The organism is Paenibacillus tyrphae (assembly GCF_000722545.1).
Classification (GTDB): domain Bacteria; phylum Bacillota; class Bacilli; order Paenibacillales; family NBRC-103111; genus Paenibacillus_G; species Paenibacillus_G tyrfis.
Window position 1 is genome coordinate 50,529 of sequence record NZ_JNVM01000026.1, and the last position, 20,780, is coordinate 71,308.

General features: G+C 51.7%; 15 protein-coding genes. 7 read left to right on the plus strand and 8 right to left on the minus strand.

Annotation, left to right across the window (positions count from 1 at the left end):
- The first annotated feature begins 22 nt into the window (after positions 1-22).
- On the plus strand, positions 23-892 hold the full coding sequence (locus ET33_RS27400) for an ABC transporter ATP-binding protein (RefSeq protein WP_036689819.1): 870 nt from the start codon (positions 23-25) through the stop codon (positions 890-892).
- A gap of 206 nt (positions 893-1,098) precedes the next feature.
- Positions 1,099-1,749: a hypothetical protein gene (locus ET33_RS27405; RefSeq protein ID WP_036689821.1), complete on the plus strand. Its 651-nt coding sequence runs from the start codon at positions 1,099-1,101 to the stop codon at positions 1,747-1,749.
- 92 nt (positions 1,750-1,841) lie between these two features.
- On the opposite strand, the gene queF is transcribed toward ET33_RS27405, so the two are convergent.
- The gene (queF, locus tag ET33_RS27410; RefSeq protein ID WP_036689824.1) at positions 1,842-2,336 is read right to left on the minus strand and encodes a preQ(1) synthase; all 495 of its coding nucleotides are present in this window, start codon (positions 2,334-2,336) and stop codon (positions 1,842-1,844) included.
- A gap of 53 nt (positions 2,337-2,389) precedes the next feature.
- Complete coding sequence (locus ET33_RS39025; RefSeq protein WP_161783572.1) at positions 2,390-2,533, minus strand: hypothetical protein; 144 nt, start codon at positions 2,531-2,533, stop codon at positions 2,390-2,392.
- A gap of 320 nt (positions 2,534-2,853) precedes the next feature.
- On the opposite strand from ET33_RS39025, the gene ET33_RS36710 reads away from it, so the two are divergent.
- The 3 genes from ET33_RS36710 (at position 2,854) to nfsA (ending at position 12,197) form a co-directional block, all read left to right on the plus strand.
- Positions 2,854-3,993 carry an S-layer homology domain-containing protein gene (locus ET33_RS36710; RefSeq protein WP_051775678.1) on the plus strand — a complete coding sequence of 380 codons (1,140 nt, stop codon included), beginning with the start codon at positions 2,854-2,856 and terminating at the stop codon, positions 3,991-3,993.
- A gap of 873 nt (positions 3,994-4,866) precedes the next feature.
- Positions 4,867-11,259 carry a fibronectin type III domain-containing protein gene (locus ET33_RS27425; protein WP_036689828.1) on the plus strand — a complete coding sequence of 2,131 codons (6,393 nt, stop codon included), beginning with the start codon at positions 4,867-4,869 and terminating at the stop codon, positions 11,257-11,259.
- A 203-nt stretch (positions 11,260-11,462) separates the two neighbouring features.
- The gene (gene nfsA / locus ET33_RS27430; RefSeq protein WP_036689830.1) at positions 11,463-12,197 is read left to right on the plus strand and encodes an oxygen-insensitive NADPH nitroreductase; all 735 of its coding nucleotides are present in this window, start codon (positions 11,463-11,465) and stop codon (positions 12,195-12,197) included.
- Between the two features lies 1 nt (position 12,198).
- Here the strand turns inward: nfsA and ET33_RS27435 are convergent, their stop codons facing one another.
- A complete protein-coding gene (locus ET33_RS27435; protein ID WP_081890527.1) occupies positions 12,199-12,894 on the minus strand; it encodes a DNA alkylation repair protein in 696 nt (231 codons plus the stop codon).
- A 130-nt stretch (positions 12,895-13,024) separates the two neighbouring features.
- Here ET33_RS27435 and ET33_RS27440 point away from each other — a divergent pair, with 130 nt between their 5' ends.
- Positions 13,025-13,459 carry a DUF6526 family protein gene (locus ET33_RS27440; protein WP_036689833.1) on the plus strand — a complete coding sequence of 145 codons (435 nt, stop codon included), beginning with the start codon at positions 13,025-13,027 and terminating at the stop codon, positions 13,457-13,459.
- 642 nt (positions 13,460-14,101) lie between these two features.
- Here ET33_RS27440 and ET33_RS36715 read toward each other — a convergent pair.
- A complete protein-coding gene (locus ET33_RS36715) occupies positions 14,102-15,835 on the minus strand; it encodes a DUF4179 domain-containing protein (RefSeq protein WP_051775680.1) in 1,734 nt (577 codons plus the stop codon).
- Positions 15,813-16,397, minus strand: coding sequence for an RNA polymerase sigma factor (locus tag ET33_RS27450; RefSeq protein WP_063761696.1), 585 nt, complete (start codon positions 16,395-16,397; stop codon positions 15,813-15,815). The genes ET33_RS36715 and ET33_RS27450 overlap by 23 nt, the downstream gene beginning before the upstream one ends.
- A gap of 188 nt (positions 16,398-16,585) precedes the next feature.
- On the opposite strand from ET33_RS27450, the gene ET33_RS27455 reads away from it, so the two are divergent.
- Positions 16,586-17,485: a M15 family metallopeptidase gene (locus ET33_RS27455; RefSeq protein ID WP_407668118.1), complete on the plus strand. Its 900-nt coding sequence runs from the start codon at positions 16,586-16,588 to the stop codon at positions 17,483-17,485.
- A gap of 89 nt (positions 17,486-17,574) precedes the next feature.
- On the opposite strand, the gene ET33_RS27460 is transcribed toward ET33_RS27455, so the two are convergent.
- The 3 genes from ET33_RS27460 to ET33_RS27470 form a co-directional block, all read right to left on the minus strand.
- Positions 17,575-19,155, minus strand: coding sequence for a copper amine oxidase N-terminal domain-containing protein (locus tag ET33_RS27460; protein WP_036689837.1), 1,581 nt, complete (start codon positions 19,153-19,155; stop codon positions 17,575-17,577).
- Between the two features lie 118 nt (positions 19,156-19,273).
- A complete protein-coding gene (locus tag ET33_RS27465) occupies positions 19,274-20,281 on the minus strand; it encodes a YeiH family protein (RefSeq protein WP_036689838.1) in 1,008 nt (335 codons plus the stop codon).
- A gap of 122 nt (positions 20,282-20,403) precedes the next feature.
- Entirely contained in the window at positions 20,404-20,679 is a 276-nt protein-coding gene (locus tag ET33_RS27470) for a hypothetical protein (protein ID WP_036689839.1), read from the minus strand.
- Positions 20,680-20,780: the final 101 nt, after the last annotated feature.

Genomic DNA, 20,780 nt, shown 5'->3' on the forward strand with positions numbered 1-20,780 from the left:
AAATTTTAAGGGAGTGGTTGGGTTGGAACGGTTATATACGGAACGGTTGGAAATTGCCTACGGGGAACGATCCATTGTGCAAAATTTAAATATCAGCATTCCCTCGGGACAAATTACGGCGTTGGTCGGCGCGAACGGGTCCGGTAAATCGACGATCCTGAAAGCGATGGCCCGCATGATGAAGCCGAAGCAAGGCAGCGTCTTTCTGGACGGCAAGTCGATCCATCAGCAATCGACCAAGGAAGTGGCCAAGCAGCTCGCCATTTTGCCGCAAAACCCGACGGCCCCGGACGGATTGACCGTCTCCGAACTCGTCACCTACGGCCGCTTCCCCCATCAGAAAGGTTTCGGCTCGCTGACCAAGGAAGATCGCGAGATCGTACACTGGTCGATTGCCATGACCGGAATGGAGGAATTTCACGACCGTCCCGTCGACCAATTGTCCGGCGGGCAGCGTCAGCGCGCATGGATTGCTATGGCGCTCGCGCAAGGAACCGACATTCTGTTCCTTGACGAGCCGACAACGTTCCTCGATATGGCTCACCAGCTTGAAGTGCTCAAACTGCTGGAAAAACTGAACCTCGAAGAGCGACGCACCATCGTTATGGTCGTTCACGATTTGAATCATGCGACCCGCTATGCGCACCATATGGTGGCGATTAAACGCGGAACGGTAGCGGCGGTAGGCAGTCCGGCGGAAGTGATGACACCGGAGATGCTGCAGAACGTCTTCGGCATCGAAGCGGACATTGTGCCGGACCCCCGCACCGGCGTTCCGCTGTGCATTCCGTTTGAGCTGGCAGGTCACGGCCGGCCGGTTCAGGTCGCTGCTGCCTCCTCCTCTATCGCCAGACGCTCCGAAGCGCGGGAGCTTGTTGCGGCTGCCAAGTAGAACGGAGAACCGCGTTTGTTACTTAAAAGATTTTTTAGGACTCCTCCGTTTTTGAGGGGTCCTTTTTTCGTTTCTTCCTTCTTGTCATAACTAGTTTGTTTTTTTCAGTGGTATAGGCAAGAAACATTTTCCATAGATTTTACGTTTAATTTAATGTAAATAGCGTTCGGAACGATTCTATTCCCGAGCGAAGGAGGGAACGCGAAATGAGCAGGCGCCAACGGCTTGCTATCGCTTTAATGCTCATCGCAAGCACCATTATTTTGAATTGGTCCTATCCGGATGCCAAAGCGCTCGGAGAGCGGCTTTTTCAATGGGTCGGACTGCCCGTATGGTCGCGAGGCACCAGCGGCTTGAACTACGTCGGCATCACCTCGCTGCTGCTGCTGTTCGCAGGTCTGTTCACGCTCAGGGCCTCGCTGCAGCGCCATGCAAGAAAGATCACCCTGCTCGCTTTAATTTTGCCCTTCTGGCTGCCCCCTCAACTGGTTGCAGCTTACCAAAGCGTGTGGGCCAAAGGCATCTATGCCTTGGAATACGTCAAGGACGAAAGCAGCTGCAACTACAAAAAAGAAGACGAACAGGTCACCGGTACTTGTTCGTTGACCTTCGTTAACCATAGCGGTCAAGATATCCAATTCACCGCTTCCATCCGCAATCAGCGATATCTCGTCGGCTCGTTCTTGGAATCGCTTGACATCCTTGGGGATCAAACCTTGACCATGCCTTCCAGGCAGAAAAAGACGATCAACGTAGTTTTCAAAAAAATGGTTGCTGATGCCCGCACTCCTGACAGTGGTACATTCTACGGAATGGATTTGGCGGTGAAAAGCGACGAACAAGAAAGAGATTTATAAACGTTTCGGTGCCGTCGGATGCCAAAAAGCCGCATCGCCCCTTCTGCCAGGGGGTGCGGCTTCGTTCTTTTTATAACAGGCTTGCAATCAGCTTAGCGATTGTCGACCTTCTCCGGGTATAGGTCATGGTTCAGCAGCCGGTGCTCGGCCATCTGTTCGTATTTCGTCCCGGGACGTCCGTAGTTGCAGTAAGGATCGATGGAAATGCCTCCGCGCGGGGTAAATTTGCCCCACACTTCAATGTATTTGGGGTCCATTAATTTTATCAAATCGTTCATGATGATGTTCATGCAATCCTCGTGGAAATCGCCATGATTGCGGAAGCTGAACAAATACAGCTTGAGCGACTTGCTCTCGACCATTTTGAGGTCCGGGATGTAGCTGATATAAATAGTCGCGAAGTCCGGCTGGCCGGTAATCGGGCATAGGCTGGTAAATTCCGGACAATTGAATTTGACAAAATAATCGCGGTAAGGATGCTTGTTATCAAACGATTCGAGCATCTCCGGCGCATAGTTCATCGGATATTTCGTTTGCTGGTTGCCGAGCAGCGTCAAGTCGAGCTCGTCTTCTTTTCTTCCTGCCATGGTGTGCGTGGCTCCTTTCTCTTCTTAAACCTTTATTATAGCCGATCTATGAGCTAAAGGTAAGATTTTGCAAGAAAAAGGAAGGCATCCGCAACCGTGACGGCGTTCATTTGAGCCTGCGCTTCCGTTCCCAGCAGCGATTGATTCACCTTCACTTGGATGGTACCCTCGGCCAGTGCGGCAGGCTGAACGTACAACCGCCAACATCGTTACTACTAACCCTATTTTCTTCATGTTAAACAGTCCCTGGTTCGTTTGATCTAAATACTGTATGTCAGACGACTTCGGAAAATAGAAATTACGACCAAAATTGCAAAACCTCTTGAAGGTTTCGGAATAAGATGGTAATATAACAACGAATGATGAGCGGAAGAACCGCCTTATCCATGCTTTAATGGGTAGGGCGGTTTTTGTGTTTTGGCGCAAGAAAAATCTGTAAATTAAGCACAGTCATGGTACAATAGACCTAGTTCTTTTGAATCTAGAAATCCATATTCACTCGAAAGGAAGATTTTTGATGAAACGAGTTGTCCCTTTAGTTGTATCTATGATGTTAATGAGCGCCTGCAGCCCCAATGCCAATACGCTGGTTGCCGCAGAGCAGCCGAAAGCGGCTGCGGAGTCAAAAACGGGTGTCTCTTTAAACGATATTTCCAGGCATTGGGCGGAATCCGATATTAAGGCTATTGTGGCAGCCGGGTACGTCGACGGTTATCCGGACGGATCATTCAAGCCGGGCCACACCGTTACGAGGGCGGAGTTTATTACCATGACGGCAAAAGCAGCCGGTTTGAAGCCGGTACCGGGTGGCGATAACAAAGAGTGGTATGCCCCTTATGTCGCAGCGCTTGTGCAAGCCGAAATTCACCAATACAAGGACTTTTCTTCCGGTGACTGGAATACGCCAATTACCCGGATGGAAATGGCCCGCCTTGCCGTCCGGGCATCGGACAAATCGCTGCAATCGCCTGAGGACAGCACCGATGCGAAAAAGTTTATGTTTTTAGCGACGCAGAAGGGATTGATTACGGGTCTGGCCGGCGGCGAGCTTGGTAAAGAAGAATCGGCCACAAGGGCGCAGTCCGTGAAGATCATTCAGCGGATTTTGGACGTGGGCCAAGGTAAGAAGCTTGAAGTGGATAAGCGTGCAGCGAGCTATGCGGAAGTGGAATTGACGGGGAGTAACGTTCAAACGATGTGGGGGAGCCATGTGGTTGAGCTACCTTATAAGATGCCGTTGGAGAATACGAAAGCAACCGTGTCGATCAAGCAAATTTTAATCATGGACTTGAAGGAAAATAACGGGGCATTTAGGTCAATGTTTAATGGTGAACTGAGGAAAGTTGATGGTAAACCAATTGATGATGAATATTTGGTTGCTTTGAAAATAGATCTAAAAAACGAAACGGGGAGCCCACTGGATTACTCATTGTGGGGACAATTATCTCCGGATTTAGAGGCTACACAAGTAAATATGCTTGATAAGAATCATGAAGTAGATGATCGTTTTTTTATACCTAGAATGAACTCTGAAGGATGGTATCTTTTAGTGACCCCAAGAAAAGAAGCTGAGAAAGATCTAAAAAAGTATGGTTTTGTATATCTTAGATTGCTTGAAAATAATGGGACTTCTATTGAACTTGGCAAAAAAAGATAGTAGAGGAGGAAGGCTGCTATGTTTACAAAAAGCAAATGGAAAAGAATCATAATAGCAGCCTTAATCTTCATATTAGTTTTCTCCGTATTTATATTTCTACGGCCGGACTACATCATGGCTGCGATCAACTTTAAAACCTTCGAGCCAACATCTACCCTGACGAATTATTCAGTCTCCTTAACCTCGGGTACTCAAAAAGTAGAACGTGTCGATGTGTATATGAAGGACTCTAAAGGTGTGGAAAGAAAGATTGATGTAAATTTATATGAAGTAGTCAACGATCAAATTATATTCAAAAATTTAACAGATGGCGTCCCTACTCCATTGTATGGAAGACAGTATGCAAACCCTGGACACATCATATGGCGTGATCCTAGTGGGAAGTATTGGGATACCGAAGGAGAAAGAACGAAACATTATCAATTCCCGGGAAGTTGTATTGGTTCACCGGATCCAATTCCTTCTCCTTGCCCTGGTTTGTTTCCTAATGATGCAACAATCTATCCTCCCGATGGAAAAACTTTCCCTGGGGATTACGCTGTCTTTGATGAACCTGATTTAAGGAAATTTGATGGATCGGCAGTAACTACGGCATATCGAGTTCCCCCACCAACGCAGTTCTTTTTTGATGAAGAGAGAAGAGAGCCTATAAATTTTGATCGAATAGAGCCTAAGAGTATTGCAATCAAAAATGCAATTGCTAAAGCCGAAGGATTGCTAGTTGAGGAATTTGGGAGAAAGGTGGACGGTTTTGGATACTTAAAAGTATCGAAGCCTTTTACCTCGTCATACAATCGGTTAAATATGGACTATCTACTTTGGCCAGAAGGTAATTCAACCTACAACAAGTACCAACAAGGACGAAATTACGTAATGGGTGCGGATACATATTGGACCGCCAAGACCTACAAATTCGAAGGCCGCATTGAAGTATTCTACAAAGCACCGACCTTTCCCGACCTGATCCCTATCGATCTCAAATCGAATGGACCGGTCAAAATCGGCGAACCGGCGACGTTCACCTACACGTTCCGTAACGTCGGAGAGCCGATCAAGAACAAAACATTCTCGATCCTGATCCAGAACCGTTCCAACGGCAAAACGATTCATAAGGAATCCTTTACGAACGCCGAGCAGAACGTGGATATTACGGGCACGTTTCAGTATACGGTAACGGACCCAGGGAAGCTTTTAACCGGATTTTATGTCGATTCGGACAATACGATTGATGAAGGTACGACAGGCGGGGAAGACAACAACTATAAGCCGTTTGATTTTCCGGTCGATATCGGCATCGACGGCGACTTTCGAATTAGGCCCGGACCGACGATCAAAATCCGGGATAATTTTGAGCTGGAGCCCGTTGATTTTAAAATCCCGAAAGGCTGTACTTATTTCGGTCATCAATATCGGTTCAACTATAACGGCCAGACATGGTCGACGAATCGGGTGAAAGGGCAGTCGCAGAACAGCGCATTCCCCTATCCGAACGGGAGACCGTTTTATTTTGGAGAAGGCAGCAACTTCATAAGTCTGAAAATTCAAACTTCTTGTGGCGAAACGGACTGGATTAAGGAAAAACCGTTAACGGTTCTCCCCGATCCGAACAATAAACCGCCCTATTTTCAGGCTGGCTGGTTTTACGATCAAGATCGGAACGGGATCTATCCGCCGGAATATTTTTTGGTAGGCGACATGGTGAATGTCCGCGTTATTCATAACCAGTACACGGACCCGAAGTCGCCTTCGGACCCGGACAACGATCCGATCCAGTGGAAATGGGACTTCGATTCCGGTACGCACCCTTGGATTCAAAAAATAGCGAAGCAGTTGCACGAGGATTGGGGCAAGACGCTCGACGCCGAAGGCTATTATCATATCAAAGCGGATACGCCGGGAACATTCTCCGTGAAAGCTACGGCGGATGACGGGCGCGGCGGGACAAGAACGGAAAACGTATCTTTGACTGTGATGGAACCGAATCCCATTCCGGTCTGCACCGCGCCCGCAGAAATCAAGGAAAATCGTCCCGTCCCTCCCGGAGCGATCCATGCCGATAAAAGCTGGAGCCCGGCGAGACGGTCCATCGACCATTTGAAGGATTTGTGGGTCAACAAGCTCGATAAGTACTATAACGGCACCTTGCAGGACGTTACAACGACCGTCACGCTAGCAAAAGTCGTGGACATCTCGGGCATGGCATCGACCGGCTACAGCACGTGCAGCATTACCGTGCACCCGGACTTGCCTCCCGTCGGCAAAATCGTCGTACCGCCGCTCGGTATCCGGAATCAGCCGATCACCATCCGGAACCAATCGTACTCACCGGACGGCGATCAGATCGTCTCCGTCAAATGGCGGTTCAAATACGACGCGGCAAACAACGGTTTCCAGGACGATCCATGGCTAGATGTCCTTGGGACAGACGGCAGAGTCGTATCCCTTGACAACAATACGCTTGTATTTAAGACCGACATGGTCGGTAAATATCTGTTCGATGTCCAAGTGACGGAGGATTACGGGAAAAGCGCCCTGGCATCCGATACGCAGCCGGAAGCGCCGCGAACGCTGGATATTGTCAATAATGCGCCGCACGTTTCCTTTGCCATCGAAGGGCAGAACGATCAGCCGGGTATGAATCCACCTATTATGTTTAATGCCAATACAATCGTAAATTCGTGGGCTCTGTTCGATACGAACACGAATAACCGGATCAATAACTATGTTTACCGGTGGGCTGCCGAGGGCAACGCCGTCCTACGGGCGGGCTTGGGAAGAGAAATGGAACGCCAGGAAAGCATTATCAAGCGGGATAACCCACCACAAGGACCGACCAACGTTTTCGGAACATTCCTATGGCCGGACCTCGGGTTCGGAGCGAACTTTATCAGCTCGTACAAGGGGACAGTATACAAGTGGGAGAACGGCAATTCCTCGCTTACCAGTACGCCTCTCTTAGTCCCTTCTAGCCTATGGGATCCAGATAAGAGGACATATGTACCCGGGTATGCCCCGGCGAAATTCAATTCGCTCGTCCGCACGAACAAAACGTATTTTTATTTTGACGAGGGCTCGAAGCTGTATGCCTTTAATAAAAAGAAGCTGCCAAAGTACAGCCGGAAGTGGAATAATGCAAGCAACAACCTGTTTCATCGATGGGATCAGGACCCGTATGATTTTATCCTTGCGCCGGACAAGTATACTGTCGCCGTACCTTTCCGGGATTCCCCGAATGGGCCTACTTATACGAAAGAAGTATATCTGCAAGATGGATATCAAGGTTCTGTGAAGTATGAGGTCGCAGGCGGAATCATCTACAAGGTTTCGAACATCAGAATGTACGATTATTTCACGACTTGCCGCAACGACGATGATTCGAGAAGCTGGACGTGCGGCGTCGGCAAGGCCAGCAACTCCTTTATAATCGAGGCATACGATGCGTATACCGGTAAGCTGATTTCAAGCAATAAGGACAATCCGCTAAAGACCGGCTGGGAAGAGCTCGGATTATCGATTGATGAAAAGGATTATGTCGGACGGAAGACGTTCTCGCTGATGACAAAAGGCGAAAGCCTGGTCATCGTGTATCAAAAGAACTCTAGTAATGGGTCGTCTGCCATTGGGTTCGTCGAGATTAATCCGCAGCTCCAGGAAGTCAGAAGAGGCGGACAATCATTCCCGGACAGCACGATTAAATACCAAAGAAAATATTATAATACGATGCAAGGCCGTGTGGTTCCGGAGCAGTATGTCGAAGACTATCAATGTAAATACAGCGATCTAAACGGGTTATGGAAAGGGCCGGACGGGGAATTTTACACCTATATCAAGCGTTCCTGCGACCGGGCCGACGGGTACATCAAAATCGACAGACGATATAATGAAGATGCTCCGATCGGTGTTTATCTGCTGCGCATCAATAACAACTTGAGCATGGGATGGACCGCCAGATTGGCGGGTATGGACTGGTTCTACCCTTCCAACACGGTCTTGGGTGGAGAAATGCTTTACAACAATTTTACGGCACTCGTTGTAAATCCATATAACCGGACCTTGCTGACCCGCAGTTACACGAATATGGATCTGATGAACGGTCGTGGCGACCACCATAGCTTCGGACAATACGTGAATATGGACACCGGCGCGGTATCGGATGGACCTGTTCCATTCAACTATCCGTACACAGTTGGCGTAACTCCTGGTGGCGGTTTCGATGACGGAGGAGGAGGTTGCTCCTGGGCGACGGATGGAAAGTGCAGCCGGTTTATGAACCACTCGCAGGAGCTGCTGAACGAATCGCCAGGAGAACAAGAACGGGGAGATAATTACCTATCCGGATTTTATGTAGGGGACGGCCTGTTCTTGTCCATGTATAACACGTTTAAAAGACAATCCGGCAATGGCTATTACTTCACAGAAACGGACAAGTACATGTATCTCGAAAGCGGTCCTTTGGATCAAGATCCGGTATTACGGAAAGGGTTTATGCTCGGCCAATTTGTTTCTCCGGACAGCTACCGTGACACGGACATTACGTTCCGAATGAAGATGACAAGTCCGAACGAAGATACGAACTTAAGTGGCTTTTCGTTCCGCATGCTTGATCCGACAAACCGGTACAGTCTGGAGACAGACGGTTCCACGCTCTATCTAAGCCGTTACATCGGCGGCAACCGAACCGTGCTGCGCAGTCAGGCATGGCCGTTCGATAACACAGACAATCTATTCAAAATCAGCCTGTCGGGCGATAACATTCAAGTATTCATGAACGGCGTGCCGGTGTTTGAGGTACAGGACGTCACATTCACGGATGGAAAAATGGGGCCTTTTACGGACAAATCGTTTGTCACTTTTACGGCCATTTCCGTCAAACAGAATCAGGACCGCCGGGATTGGATGTCCGACTACGCCATATGGGAGAATGGTTCGGCATCTGCTAACGTGCGGTATAAAAGCATTCTGTTCGAAGATCCGGAAAACGATCCGATGGCCGGCAACTTCCGCTGGGGAGTAACGCATACGCCGAAGTTCTTAAATAATCAGGGACTGTCCGCGCTGAACGGGAAAACTTTTGATGCTCCGCAGCAAACCTTTGACGCGGTCGGCGTCTATCTGCTCACACTGCGGGCGCAGGACGATCCGAACCGGAACTATTTGTGGGCGAGCATGGTGTTCGATCAGTATCGCAAATGGTCCAATACGTTCCAGAAAAAATTGACGGTTCACCGCAGGCCGATCGCGCAGTTCACCCTCGCGGAGAACGGAGACGGCACAGTCGCCTGGAACGATACGTCCTACGATCCGGACCGGTTCGATCCGAATCGGGCGGCTTGGGACTCGGCACGATGCAGCGCGCCCGATGTGACGGGCTACGATTATTGCAGCATGCGGGGGATCGTTTCCCGGGAGTACGGCTATGTTGACCCCGACGGTAATTTTGTCGCTGAAAGGCTGACGAGGCCGAAAAAGCCGGGACTTTATACCGCGTATTTACAGGTCGTCGACGAGTACGGGGCAAAATCTTACCCCGCCACCGCTTCGATCCAGCTCAAAGGCAACGTTCCTGAAATTCCAAAACCGACGGTCCAGCTCACGTATCCGACCGGAACGCGAGACAATCCGACACTGGAACACGGAACGAGACCGACGATCCATTGGAGGCAGGATGACCCGGCGGGCCATTCATTTACGGGGTACGAGGTTCAAATCATGGATTCGCAAGGAAGTCTCGTCATCAGCAGCGGGGAAACAAGTCAGAATGCGCCGGCCCATAGTACGGCTTCGTGGCAGGTGACGACGGATTTGATCCGCGGCGAGCTGTATCAGGTACGAGTGCGTGCGCAAAATCCATACTATTGGACGGAATGGTCCAATATCGGATGGATGGTCATTAATTCGGTGCCCAGCGTTGTTATTACGAATCCGAACGGACCTGACGCCTATAATCCGACGCTTATTCTGGATAACAAGCGACCGGCGATTGCTTGGGTTCAATCGGACGGCCAGAAGAACTATTACGCGAAAATGTACATCGAAATTTTGAACGAGACCGGCGACATGGTCTACAATACCGGATGGAATGCGTATCAGAACACCACGGCAACAACGAACAGCTTCCAAGTGCCGACGGACCTGCCGACAGGCGTTCCTTTGCAAGCACGGATGAAGGTTACCGACGACGATCCGAACCTGTGGTCTGAATGGAGCAACACTGTATGGTTCTACATCAACATGACGCCGACCGTGACGATGAACGTTCCTTCGGGAACGCAAGCGAATCCGACGCCGATGAGCCCGACGCCGACCGTTTCGTTCACGCAAAGCGACCCGGACCCGGATACGACGTTCACGAAATATCAGGTCCAATTCATCAATGAAGCGGGAAATACCGTGCTCTATGATACGGGAGAGCAAGGGCAGCACCTTCAGGGGCAAGTGTCCGTACAAAGCGTCTCTGTCCCTAAGGATCAACCGCTGCCGGCAGGAGCCAAAGTTCAGGTTCGGGCGCGTGCTTTTGACGGATTTGTATGGTCGGCATGGTCTGCGCCGACGTGGCTGCTGACCAACCGCCCTCCGACGGGAAATATTACGTTTGTCACGCCGATTTACGAGCATGACACACCCGTTTTCACCGTATCTGTCTCCGATCCGGACGGCGATGCGATCGACGTCACGGTAGAAAGCAGCTTGAACGGCGGCGCGTTCGGAATTATTCAACAATGGAGCGGCGTTCCGTCCGGCCAAAGCAAGGCGTTCACCTACGGGCCGCTGCCTCAAGGAAATTACACCTTGCGGCTATCCCTCAGCGATGGCAAGGGCGGAACGTTCAGCCAGATCTATTCGTTCGTCGTATTGCCGCTATTGATTAAGGGTTATGTCACGCATACGCCGGAATGGGAAAGCTACCGGCTGTTGTGGAACGAGAAGCACCCGGGCACGCCTCGGGCGGCCGACGTCTTTTGGGCCGGGGAAGCGTTCGAGCTGTCGGCGACGGTGACCGATACCGGCACCAGCACAACCAAGCCGCAGGCAGTCGATGCGACGCTTCTGGAAACCGGCGAACAAGTCAAGCTTGGTTCCTCCGACCGCATTCAATTCAGCGGACAGCTGGTCAATCCGGATCATGCCCAATCGCTCCGAAGTGGCCAAACCTACACGTTCCGATTCCGCGTGCATTGGAGCAACGGATTGGTTCAGACCGACGATGTGCCGGTCAAAATTCAAGGCAGCATGTATGATGTGATCGTCAATCAGATCCGGCATTGATGGCGCGCAAATTCGTCCGCTTGTCTCTGAAAATAAGTGTCAGCGCGAAAATAGCCGTACGATTTCCAGCCCGGTTTGACGACACGAATCTAAACATTTACAATTTAAGGTAGGCATGTCAACCAGTCTGCTGGAGACCCCCGACAGGGGGTCTTTCCTATTCACTACATTCCATACCATTCCATTCGGAGGTGTAACCATTTATGAACGCCATAATTGATTTGCTCCAAAGCCACCGCTCCATCCGCAAATTCAAGGACGTTCCGCTGCAGCCGGAGCACATCGACGCCATCGTCGCTTCCGCTCAAATGGCCTCGACTTCAAGCAACGTCCAAGCCTACAGCATCATTGCCGTGACCGACCCGGAGAAAAAACAGGAGTTGGCCCGGCTCGCCGGAAATCAGGCCTATGTCGAGCATTCCGGTCTGTTCCTTGTATTCTGTGCGGATTTGTACCGGCTCCGCGAAGCAACCGAGCTGAACGGTGAAACGTTCCATCAAAATACGGAAAGCTTCATCGTCGCCACCGTCGATGCGACGCTTGCCGCGCAAAATGCCGCCGTGGCCGCCGAATCGCTAGGCTTCGGGATCGTGTACATTGGCGGAATCCGCAACGCGCCGGAGGATGTAAGCCGGCTGCTCCAGCTGCCCGAGCTCGTCTATCCGGTGTTCGGTATGTGTATCGGCGTACCTGATCAAGAGCCTTCAGCTCGACCACGCCTGCCAAAGGAGGCCGTTCTGCACTATAACGGCTATCAAGCGGACGGTGTGCGGCGGCAGATCGAAACGTACGACGACACGATGCAGGAATATTACCGGGCGAGAACCGGAGGCAAGACAGCGACCACATGGTCCAGAGGGATGGCGGACAAATACCGGCAGCCAGTTCGTGCACATCTACGAAGCTTCTTGGAAGCCCGGGGCTTTAAGCTGGAATAGGTTATTGCGGCTTTCGGCGATCCACATATTTGAGCGCTTCACGGATACTGAGCGGCGATAGCGCGGTTTCGGCGACGAACCTGCGGACCGCCGCTTCGTCCGTTTTAGAATATTCCCGGAGCGCCCAGCCGATCGCCTTTCGGATGAAAAATTCCTTCGAGTCCGCACATTGCCGGATCAGATCAAAGAGTAAAGCCGCATCCGTTCGCTTCTTGTAGCGAAGCTGGAACAATAAAGCCGTCCGCTGCAGCCACATCGAATCCGAAGCCATCCATCTTTGTGTATAGACCGGAATCAGCGCGGGAAACCGGGTGAACAATTCTCCTACCACATGTCCCGCCAATTCATCCACCGTATCCCACCACGATTTGGTCGTTATGAGCTCTTCCAAAAGCTCAATTCGGGAGGCATCCGCAGTCTTGCTTCTTTTCCCGAGTAGCTTTAGTGCCGCATACTGGAATTCGCGTTCCGGCTGCGCCCACAATTCCCGGACCGCTTTATCCAATTCCCCGTTTTCCGGTACGCCATGCTCTTGAAGAAACTGCCGGACAAGCTCTGTGCGTTCAGGCGATTTGATCCCCAGAAAAGCGAATTGATCGCGCATATATGCCTGCATCGGACCTGCCAATTCCGGGTTCGCATGGGATCGCAGATGGGCTTGCAATCGTTCGGCATAATCGGGAGTAATATAAGCCAAGAAAACAACCTCCAGTATCGTTATTTTTCTTCACTTTACAAAAAAGCGGAAAGGCAAGCAACCAAGGGTGTGGTAAATTCCTGCAGCCGGTTATACAATAAAACTAACCTGACTACGGGAGGAAAATCGTTTGGAGACCCAACAGTATGCCAACCACCGTAAATTTGATCCGCTGTTCCATTTCGTGCTTCTTTGGCTGACGTTGATCGTTCTCGTCGGTGCCGTGATTTATGCCATCCGTTCTCTGGCAATGGGAGAAGGCGTGTCCGTTGCGCTACTTCTGCTCGGGCTGAGCGTCATCGCCGCCATTTTGGTCATGCTGGTGCGGACGTATGCGCTCAAGGCTCAAGACCGGGCGATCCGGGCGGAAGAGCTGCTCCGGCACTTTATTTTGACCGGCAAGCCTATGGATCCCCGATTATCACTGCGGCAAATCATCGCTTTGCGATTCGCCGGCGATCAGGAGTACCCGGAGCTGTGCCGCAAAGCGGCAGAAGAAAACATGCAGCCCGATGACATCAAGAAAGCGATCCGGACTTGGCGGGCGGATCACCACCGGCTGTAATATTCCTGCTGGTGAACCTGCTGCTGTATACACCATAGGTTATATACGCCATACGCTATATGCACCAAACGCTATATGCACCATACGCTAAATATCATGCTTTCCAAATAGAGGAACTGTAGTGAGCTATGTGCTTCTCCCGACTACCTTTGGCAACATTTAAAGGAACTGCGATGCGCTATTGCTCCCTTTTGAGGCATAACAAACTATTTTCGACACGAATAAAGAACATACGTTCCTTTATGTTTTGCCAAAGGTAGCGGTCCCCACGATAGCGCATCGGAGTTCCTCTACTTGCTTCCCGAGCCAGCGGGTCTGACCACCAGCCGTGTAGTGCCGCCGCAATACGCGAGGAGAGGCGCACGTTGAGAAAAGTCGCGGCCGGCGAGATCAGTCCGGGAACCTTCAGACCCGCCCATGGATCCGACCGCCGTCATCCAGGTTCATGCTCGTTGCATCGCGAGGAAAGCAGCAGATAAATCGAGAGCTACATAAAAAAGAACAACACGCCAACACCGTGTTTTAACTCCGCACGTCCATTCTACAGCATAAGCCAGGATCGCCTTCAGGTTATGCCCCTCCGGTCTTCTCTTCCCAGCCGACAGCTCCATCTTCATAACTTCCACATCGAATGAGTCTGATTCAAAGCAAAAAGGACAGCTTCCTCCGCTGTCCTTTTGCCTCTTCATTCCGCCCGATATGCAAGTTAAGGTCGCCAAATTGCTGAATGGAGCCTACAAGCCCTTCTTTATTATGGTTCTCCGAGCTCCCATTCATCTCAACCAACCAGTCGACGTTGACGTATCGTTTATTCACAACGTTTCGTATCAGCGTAAGCCGTTCCGGCACGGTCAGCATACCGGGAATTCGGAACTCATAGTCCTCTCTCAGTTCGATCATCCCATCCTTCCATCCTGATCCCTTTGAACTCGAAACTCCTCGCTCCGACACTGGGTATTCTTTCCCACCTGAATCCTGTACGATCCAATCGTCTGGTGACGGTTCATTCCAAAGTTCCCCATCGACATGCAGCGTACCTTCCGTTTCTTTACCGTTCGTATTCGGCGGTTGCTCGATCGTAAAACCTTTCAACCGGATATCGTCGCCGCCCGCACGGAAAAACACCGGTTCCTCCTGCAAACGGGCAGGTGCAAAGCTCACCGACGAACCGTCCTGCTCCGCTACGAAATAACCGTCGAGGACGAACCGATATGGCTGATTCTCCGGGAGATACTTGAACGTATAGCTTAACTGCATCTGTCCGGGCTTGTCACCGGGAATGTGCGATTGAGTCATCAAACTATCCCTGCGCGGAGATTTTCTCGTATTCACGCTATGAATCTCACTGCCTGCCGCGTCCTCAAAATGAAATATCAGCTCCTGCTTTTGCCACAAGTCTCCCGGGGATCGGATTAATGCCTCCGGACTGAGCTCCGTATCCAACTCCAAACGAACCCCCTGCACCATACGGGTTAACCGCTTTAAGCGAACCGTCATGCCACCCGGAGAAGTATATTCTCCCTGCAATTCGGTAATCTTCGTTTGTTTCTGCGCCTCCGTCATATTGATCGGGAACTCGAAATTCCAGTTTCCTTTAATAGCAGGAAACCCCTTGTCCCACGGATCCCCATCTATTATGCCGATCTGTCCCTCGATCGTGATACGATTCGATTGAATGGGCTCCGGAAAAAACGCAACGAGATAATAAAAGTCGTTCGTCGCTCCCATATCGTACAATTTTCCAATCACTTTCCCCTGCTCGTCCTTGACGAGAATACGGCTTCCTTCTTCCGAGAGTTTTAAGCGTTCCCGCTCGTGCTTTCCGTCCGGGCCGAACAGCTGCACCGCCACAATGACACGTGTAGGGTCGGCAACAGCCTCGTCGATTTTGAGCGTGTAGCCTTTGTCTCTTATTTTAATGTTCGGATGCTGTACCAAACCGAATTCCTGCGCCCGCAGCAAGCCGATATCCACATTATTGCGCGAAAATAAAGACCGGATGATTTCCGCGACCGTCGGTATCGAATAGAAGGACGCCACGCTCAGCAGCACGAGGATAGAAGCTACGCCTACCGTGACCCACCAGATTTTCCGGCTGCGCTTCACCGCCACACGGCCTGCCCGTTCAGTCATCGGTGTGGGCGTCACCGGCTCGATTTCTTCGTCCCGCAGCGCGGACATGACTTGATCCGTGAATGATTCCGGCAGCGTTTCCGCATACATTTCCCGGGCCCATTGCTCCTGTTCCTCTAAAAGAGCGTCTTTCAATCGCTGACAATCGGAGCAAGCGGCGATATGATCAGCCATGCCGCTGCGATCGGTGACGACAGAGCGGGTTAGGAACATCTCCATTTCATCGCGGCCCAAGCATTTCATATTCCATTCCCTCCTTGCTCTCGATCATGAGCTGTTTAAGCCGTTTTTTCGCCCGGTACAAGTCGTTCTGGACTTTGCTTACGGGCACCTCCAGCACTTCGCCGATCTCCTCGTAGCTCAAATCATTCGTGTACCTTAACAACAGCACCATCCTGTAGTTGGCCGGAAGCAGGGCTAGCAGCCGCTGAAATTCCGTTCGCCGTTCCGTCCGAAGCAGCGATTGCTCCGGACCGTCGTTGACCGCAGTATCAGCCTGCCCGATCGGATGCTCCTCGAATCGGTGCTTTTTCTTATGGTCCTTCAACAGATTGGAGGCGATCGTATATAACCAGGAAGCAAAGCTTTTGTCCGGTTGATGCGAAGCGAGCTTGCGGTAAGCCTTAATAAAGGTTTCCTGCGTCAAATCCTGCGCATCCATAGGACTCGCCCCCATCCCCCGAAGGAGACCGTAAATTTTCTGTTTATAGCGATCGACCAGAAAGCAAAATTCTTGCTTGCGTCCTGCCACAATCCGATGAATAAGCTCTCGTTCCGACTCCTGCCGGATATCGCGTTCCTCCACCACTCGGTCCTCCCAGCGTTCTATACTGTATAGACGACGAACCGGAATCCGATCTCTCACCTTAGGGAATATTTTTACAAAGAGCGGATGGGAGAAAAATTTAGGAACTTTTCGTTTCGCTACGTCGTCTATGTAATAAGACCGCTAAAACGCGCGTGCATTTTTAATACAGAAAGGATTTGGCTCTATTGAACTCTCGTCGTACGACCGCCGCAGCGCTGCTGCTGGCCGCATTCATGCTCGTATCCGCCGCATGCGGAGACGGCGGCAGCAAAACGCAGGCCGACACCGCAGCCGGAACCTCGACGCCTCCTGCCTCATCGAATACCGGCTCGACTAGTACTAGCGCGGATGCATCCAAGTCGAAACCGGCCGAGACAACTGCCGCCTCTACGAACGGGCAGAATCAAGCTTCCGGTACCCCGGGGGTAAAGCAGACGGCTCAAACGGATACCAAATCCGGTACGAAAACAGACGATATTCAGGTTGCCGCGAACCCGGCGGATGTTGCGGTGCTTGTCAATAAAACGTACAAGCTGCCGGACAATTACAAGCCTCAGGACCTGGTTGACCCGAATGTGCCTTTTACGTTCAAAGAAAAGCTTGAAAAGCGAAAAATGCGCAAGGAAGCGGCCGCGGCGCTCGAAAAACTGTTTCAAGCGGCCAAAAAGGATAACCTGCCGTTGGCCGGCGTCTCCGCTTACCGCTCCCATGAAACGCAAAAAACGGTATACGACCGCTATGTGAAAAAAGACGGCGAGGCCGCGGCGAACAAATACAGCGCCAAGCCGGGGCACAGCGAACATGAGACCGGTCTGGCCATCGACGTAGCCGGCAGCTCGGGCAAATGCGCGGCGGAGGACTGCTTCGGCGCGACCAAGGAAGCGAAATGGCTCGCCGAGCACGCAGCCGACTATGGATTTATCATCCGGTATCCGGAGGGCAAAGAAAGCATCACCGGGTACCAATATGAGCCTTGGCACCTCCGCTATGTCGGCGTAGACACTGCCAAAGCGATCGTCAAGCAGGGCGTGACGCTGGAAGAATACGTTAAGAACGCTGTACCTGTAACGAAGCCAAAATCTTGACCCGCTTCATACAGAAACGACAAACGCCTGATTCTTTTTCCGCGAAGGATGAAGAATCAGGCGTTTTGTTTTTTTCTGCGCGTCCTGTACTACGGTTTATATACCTCGATGGAGTACAAGCTGTCCTCTCCCTCGGTTTTCACCTTTGCGCCCAATTGCTCGGCTACGAACCGGATTGGAACGTAGAGCGAATCTTTCTTCAGCACGGCGGGAGCACCGATGCTTTTGTCGGTTCCGTTCACCCGGGCCGTTGCGCTGCCCGCTTGCAGTACGATCTCCGTCTGGGAGCTCGCGATGATCATCGTTTTCGTTCCCGCATCCCAGGTCACCTTATAGCCCAGCCCTTCCCCGAGCTCTTTCCCTTGCACATAAGCGGTGTTATTACCCGAAATATATGCGGCATTGTAACCGTAAGCCGGGTAGGCCGGATAAGCCTCCATCCCCTCTGCCTCTGCCCCCGGTACGCCGTCCAAGTCGGATTCGGACCAAATGTAGAAGTACAAATACTTCTCCGTAATCCGAAGCTGCTCTTTCAATAGCTTATAGAACGCCGAATCCGGCTGTACAACCTGTCTCAAGTTGTCCTCGTTCGATAAGTCCTCGTAGAGGATCGCATCCTTCGCGGAGATGATGTCCGGCTTCACATTTCCATTGATGTTCCAGCGGTCCATCCGGACGGTAAGCTTGCCGCCGCGGATTCCGCCTTCCATTCCCGGGGGACTTTGCATAGCGATCTCGGCGTTCCACTGGCGAATATGCTTGCTCTCGTCAACGAATGCGTCCACTTTGAGCTTGGATTGGCTCAGCAGTTCGTGCTCCCAAGCGCCCATTTCAGAGGTCAAATAAAGCGCAATCGCTTTGGCACCCGTATAGACCGCTTCCGTACCGAGCTGCCGATCTTGGAACAGTTCTTCCGCGAAGCCAAGTTCTTTTAGCTCCGGATGGAACTTATCGTAGATGACGACAGCCAACTCGCGCAAGCCTTGGTCGTCCAAAGCTACGTTTTTAAACGTTGACCGGAATAACGAGGCAAATTGCTCTCCCGATACATCGAACCGGAGCTGATGTCCGCTTACAGCCTGGCCCTGGATCGTTTCCGTCTTTTTGTCTACGGCAAGGGAGGCGGCGTTTGGAAGGTTTTTGGCAAGGAGGCCGATCCCTTTGTTGGTCACCTCTTGTTGATCTGCCAAGCGAAACTCCTTCAAAAACCTTTGCAGCCTATAGAACCAATAATCGTCGTACATCGTCAGCTCGTGGGACAGACCGGTAAGCTCGTTCGTACGCCAATCGGCAATAACAATCGGCTTGTTCGCGCCTTCCACGGTTAGCACCGCAACGTCCTTATCCATGGAAACGGCAAACGGAACGTTCAGCTTGGCAGCAGTGAGCGACCCTTTGGCCGACATCGTCTGCTCTTTTCGATTCACCTTCAAACTGGATACGTTTAATTGAAATCCGTTCCAAAAAGCCGCTCGTTCCTTCTCGGATTCGGACAAGGCACTCGTATCTCCCATATCGTATTGCAGCGCCATCGACAGCGAAGCCTCGTAAGTATCCGTCTTCAATTCGTTTTCGATGGCCTGATTCATATCCAAACCGCCAAGCGGCTGGCAGCCGGCCGTAAAAACAAGAGCTGCGCTCATGACCCATGCGCCGATTTTTTTAAACAATGGGCATCTCTCCTTCGGTAGTCTTACGTACTTGACTAAAAAGATTCGGCGAGATGGAATGGATTTCCTCCTTCCGTAACTTTGCAAAAGAAAAAGACGTTCCCGCATAACGGAAACGTCACATTTGGCCGGTCAGCGTGCCGACCGCATATCCGGTGACGGAGACGACCAACCAGACGATTAAGCCGAGAATCATCGGCCTTACCCCGGTGGCGGTCATTTGCCGGAAGTCGGCCGATAAGCCGACCGCGGTCAGCGCCATCACGATCATAAACTGCGCCGCCAGATGAATCCACTGCAAAAGTTGCTCCCCGAAGAGACCGAGCGTGTACAGCAGAGAAGCGGCGAGAAACCATAAAATAAACCAAGGAAATACCTGCTTGACCGAAAACGATCCTCCCGCCGTGCTGGCGGCTTCCCGCTTCTTGCTCCAACCGACGACGACCGCCATAATGATCGCGATCGGCACGATCATCGTGGTGCGTGTCAATTTCACGATGGTGGCGTAATCCCCAGCAGCGGTGCTGAACGCGTACCCTGCGGCGACGACGGAAGAAGTGTCATTCACCGCGGTGCCTGCCCATAAACCGAAGCCCGCATCAGATAAACCGAGCGCATGCCCAAGCGTCGGAAAAACAAGGACCGCGACAATGTTGAACAAGAAGATCGTCGAGATCGAATACGCGATCTCCGCTTCCTCCGCTTCGATAACCGGTGAGATGGCCGCGATCGCCGAGCCGCCGCAAATGCCGGTGCCCGCGCCAATTAGCGTCGCCATGCGCGGCGGAATGCGGAGCAGCCGTCCGAATCCGTAGGCCGCGGCGAACGAAAGCAGCAGCGTGACGATCATGACCGCGAACGTCTCCGTGCCGGTCTTCCATACTTCCGACAGGCTGAGACGGCAGCCGAGCAGGATAATTGCCCATTGCAGCACTTTTTTGGAGCAAAAACGAATGCCCTGCCATGTATTTTGCGGCTTGCGCCATAGATTGTTCACCAAGATGCCGATCACGATGCCGAAAACCGAGCCGCCGATCAGCGGAAACAGCAGGCCGAGCCCGTAAGACACGGCCGCAATGACTCCCGTGAGCGCGAGACCCGGGCCGAGCGATTTCAAACCGTTCATCGATGTTCCCCCCGATTCCCCATTACTTCTGACAGGTGTAATCGTAAGAGATTCGGGAGGAAAACACAAATACGAATCCTTGATGCTATAAATAAGCTTTTCTTATGATTGACGGGATGGCTTTAAATTTTAATCATGAAGAGGCGGTACAGAAGCGCGATGACGGCACCGGTCCAGAAGAGCGCGGGAACATGCAGCCAAGCGGCCGCTCCGCCGGCGACGACAACGATCAGAAGGGCTATTAAAGAGGGATACAGACGGGAAGCGGCAGCCGTGCCGTCCCAATAAGTCAAAGCGTCCAGCAGCCGGTCTTGCGTCTTCGCCTCGGCTCCGCAGTGAGGGCAGATCGAATCGTCCAAGGGCTGAACGCCGGAGCAGTGAGGACAACGTGCCGTCATCGGAATCACCCATTCCTTTCGGTTAATTCATAGTTATTTTATCGGATAAATAAAGATATTGCAACCCTCCTTGGGGCCTAATCGAGTAGGAGGAGGCGGCT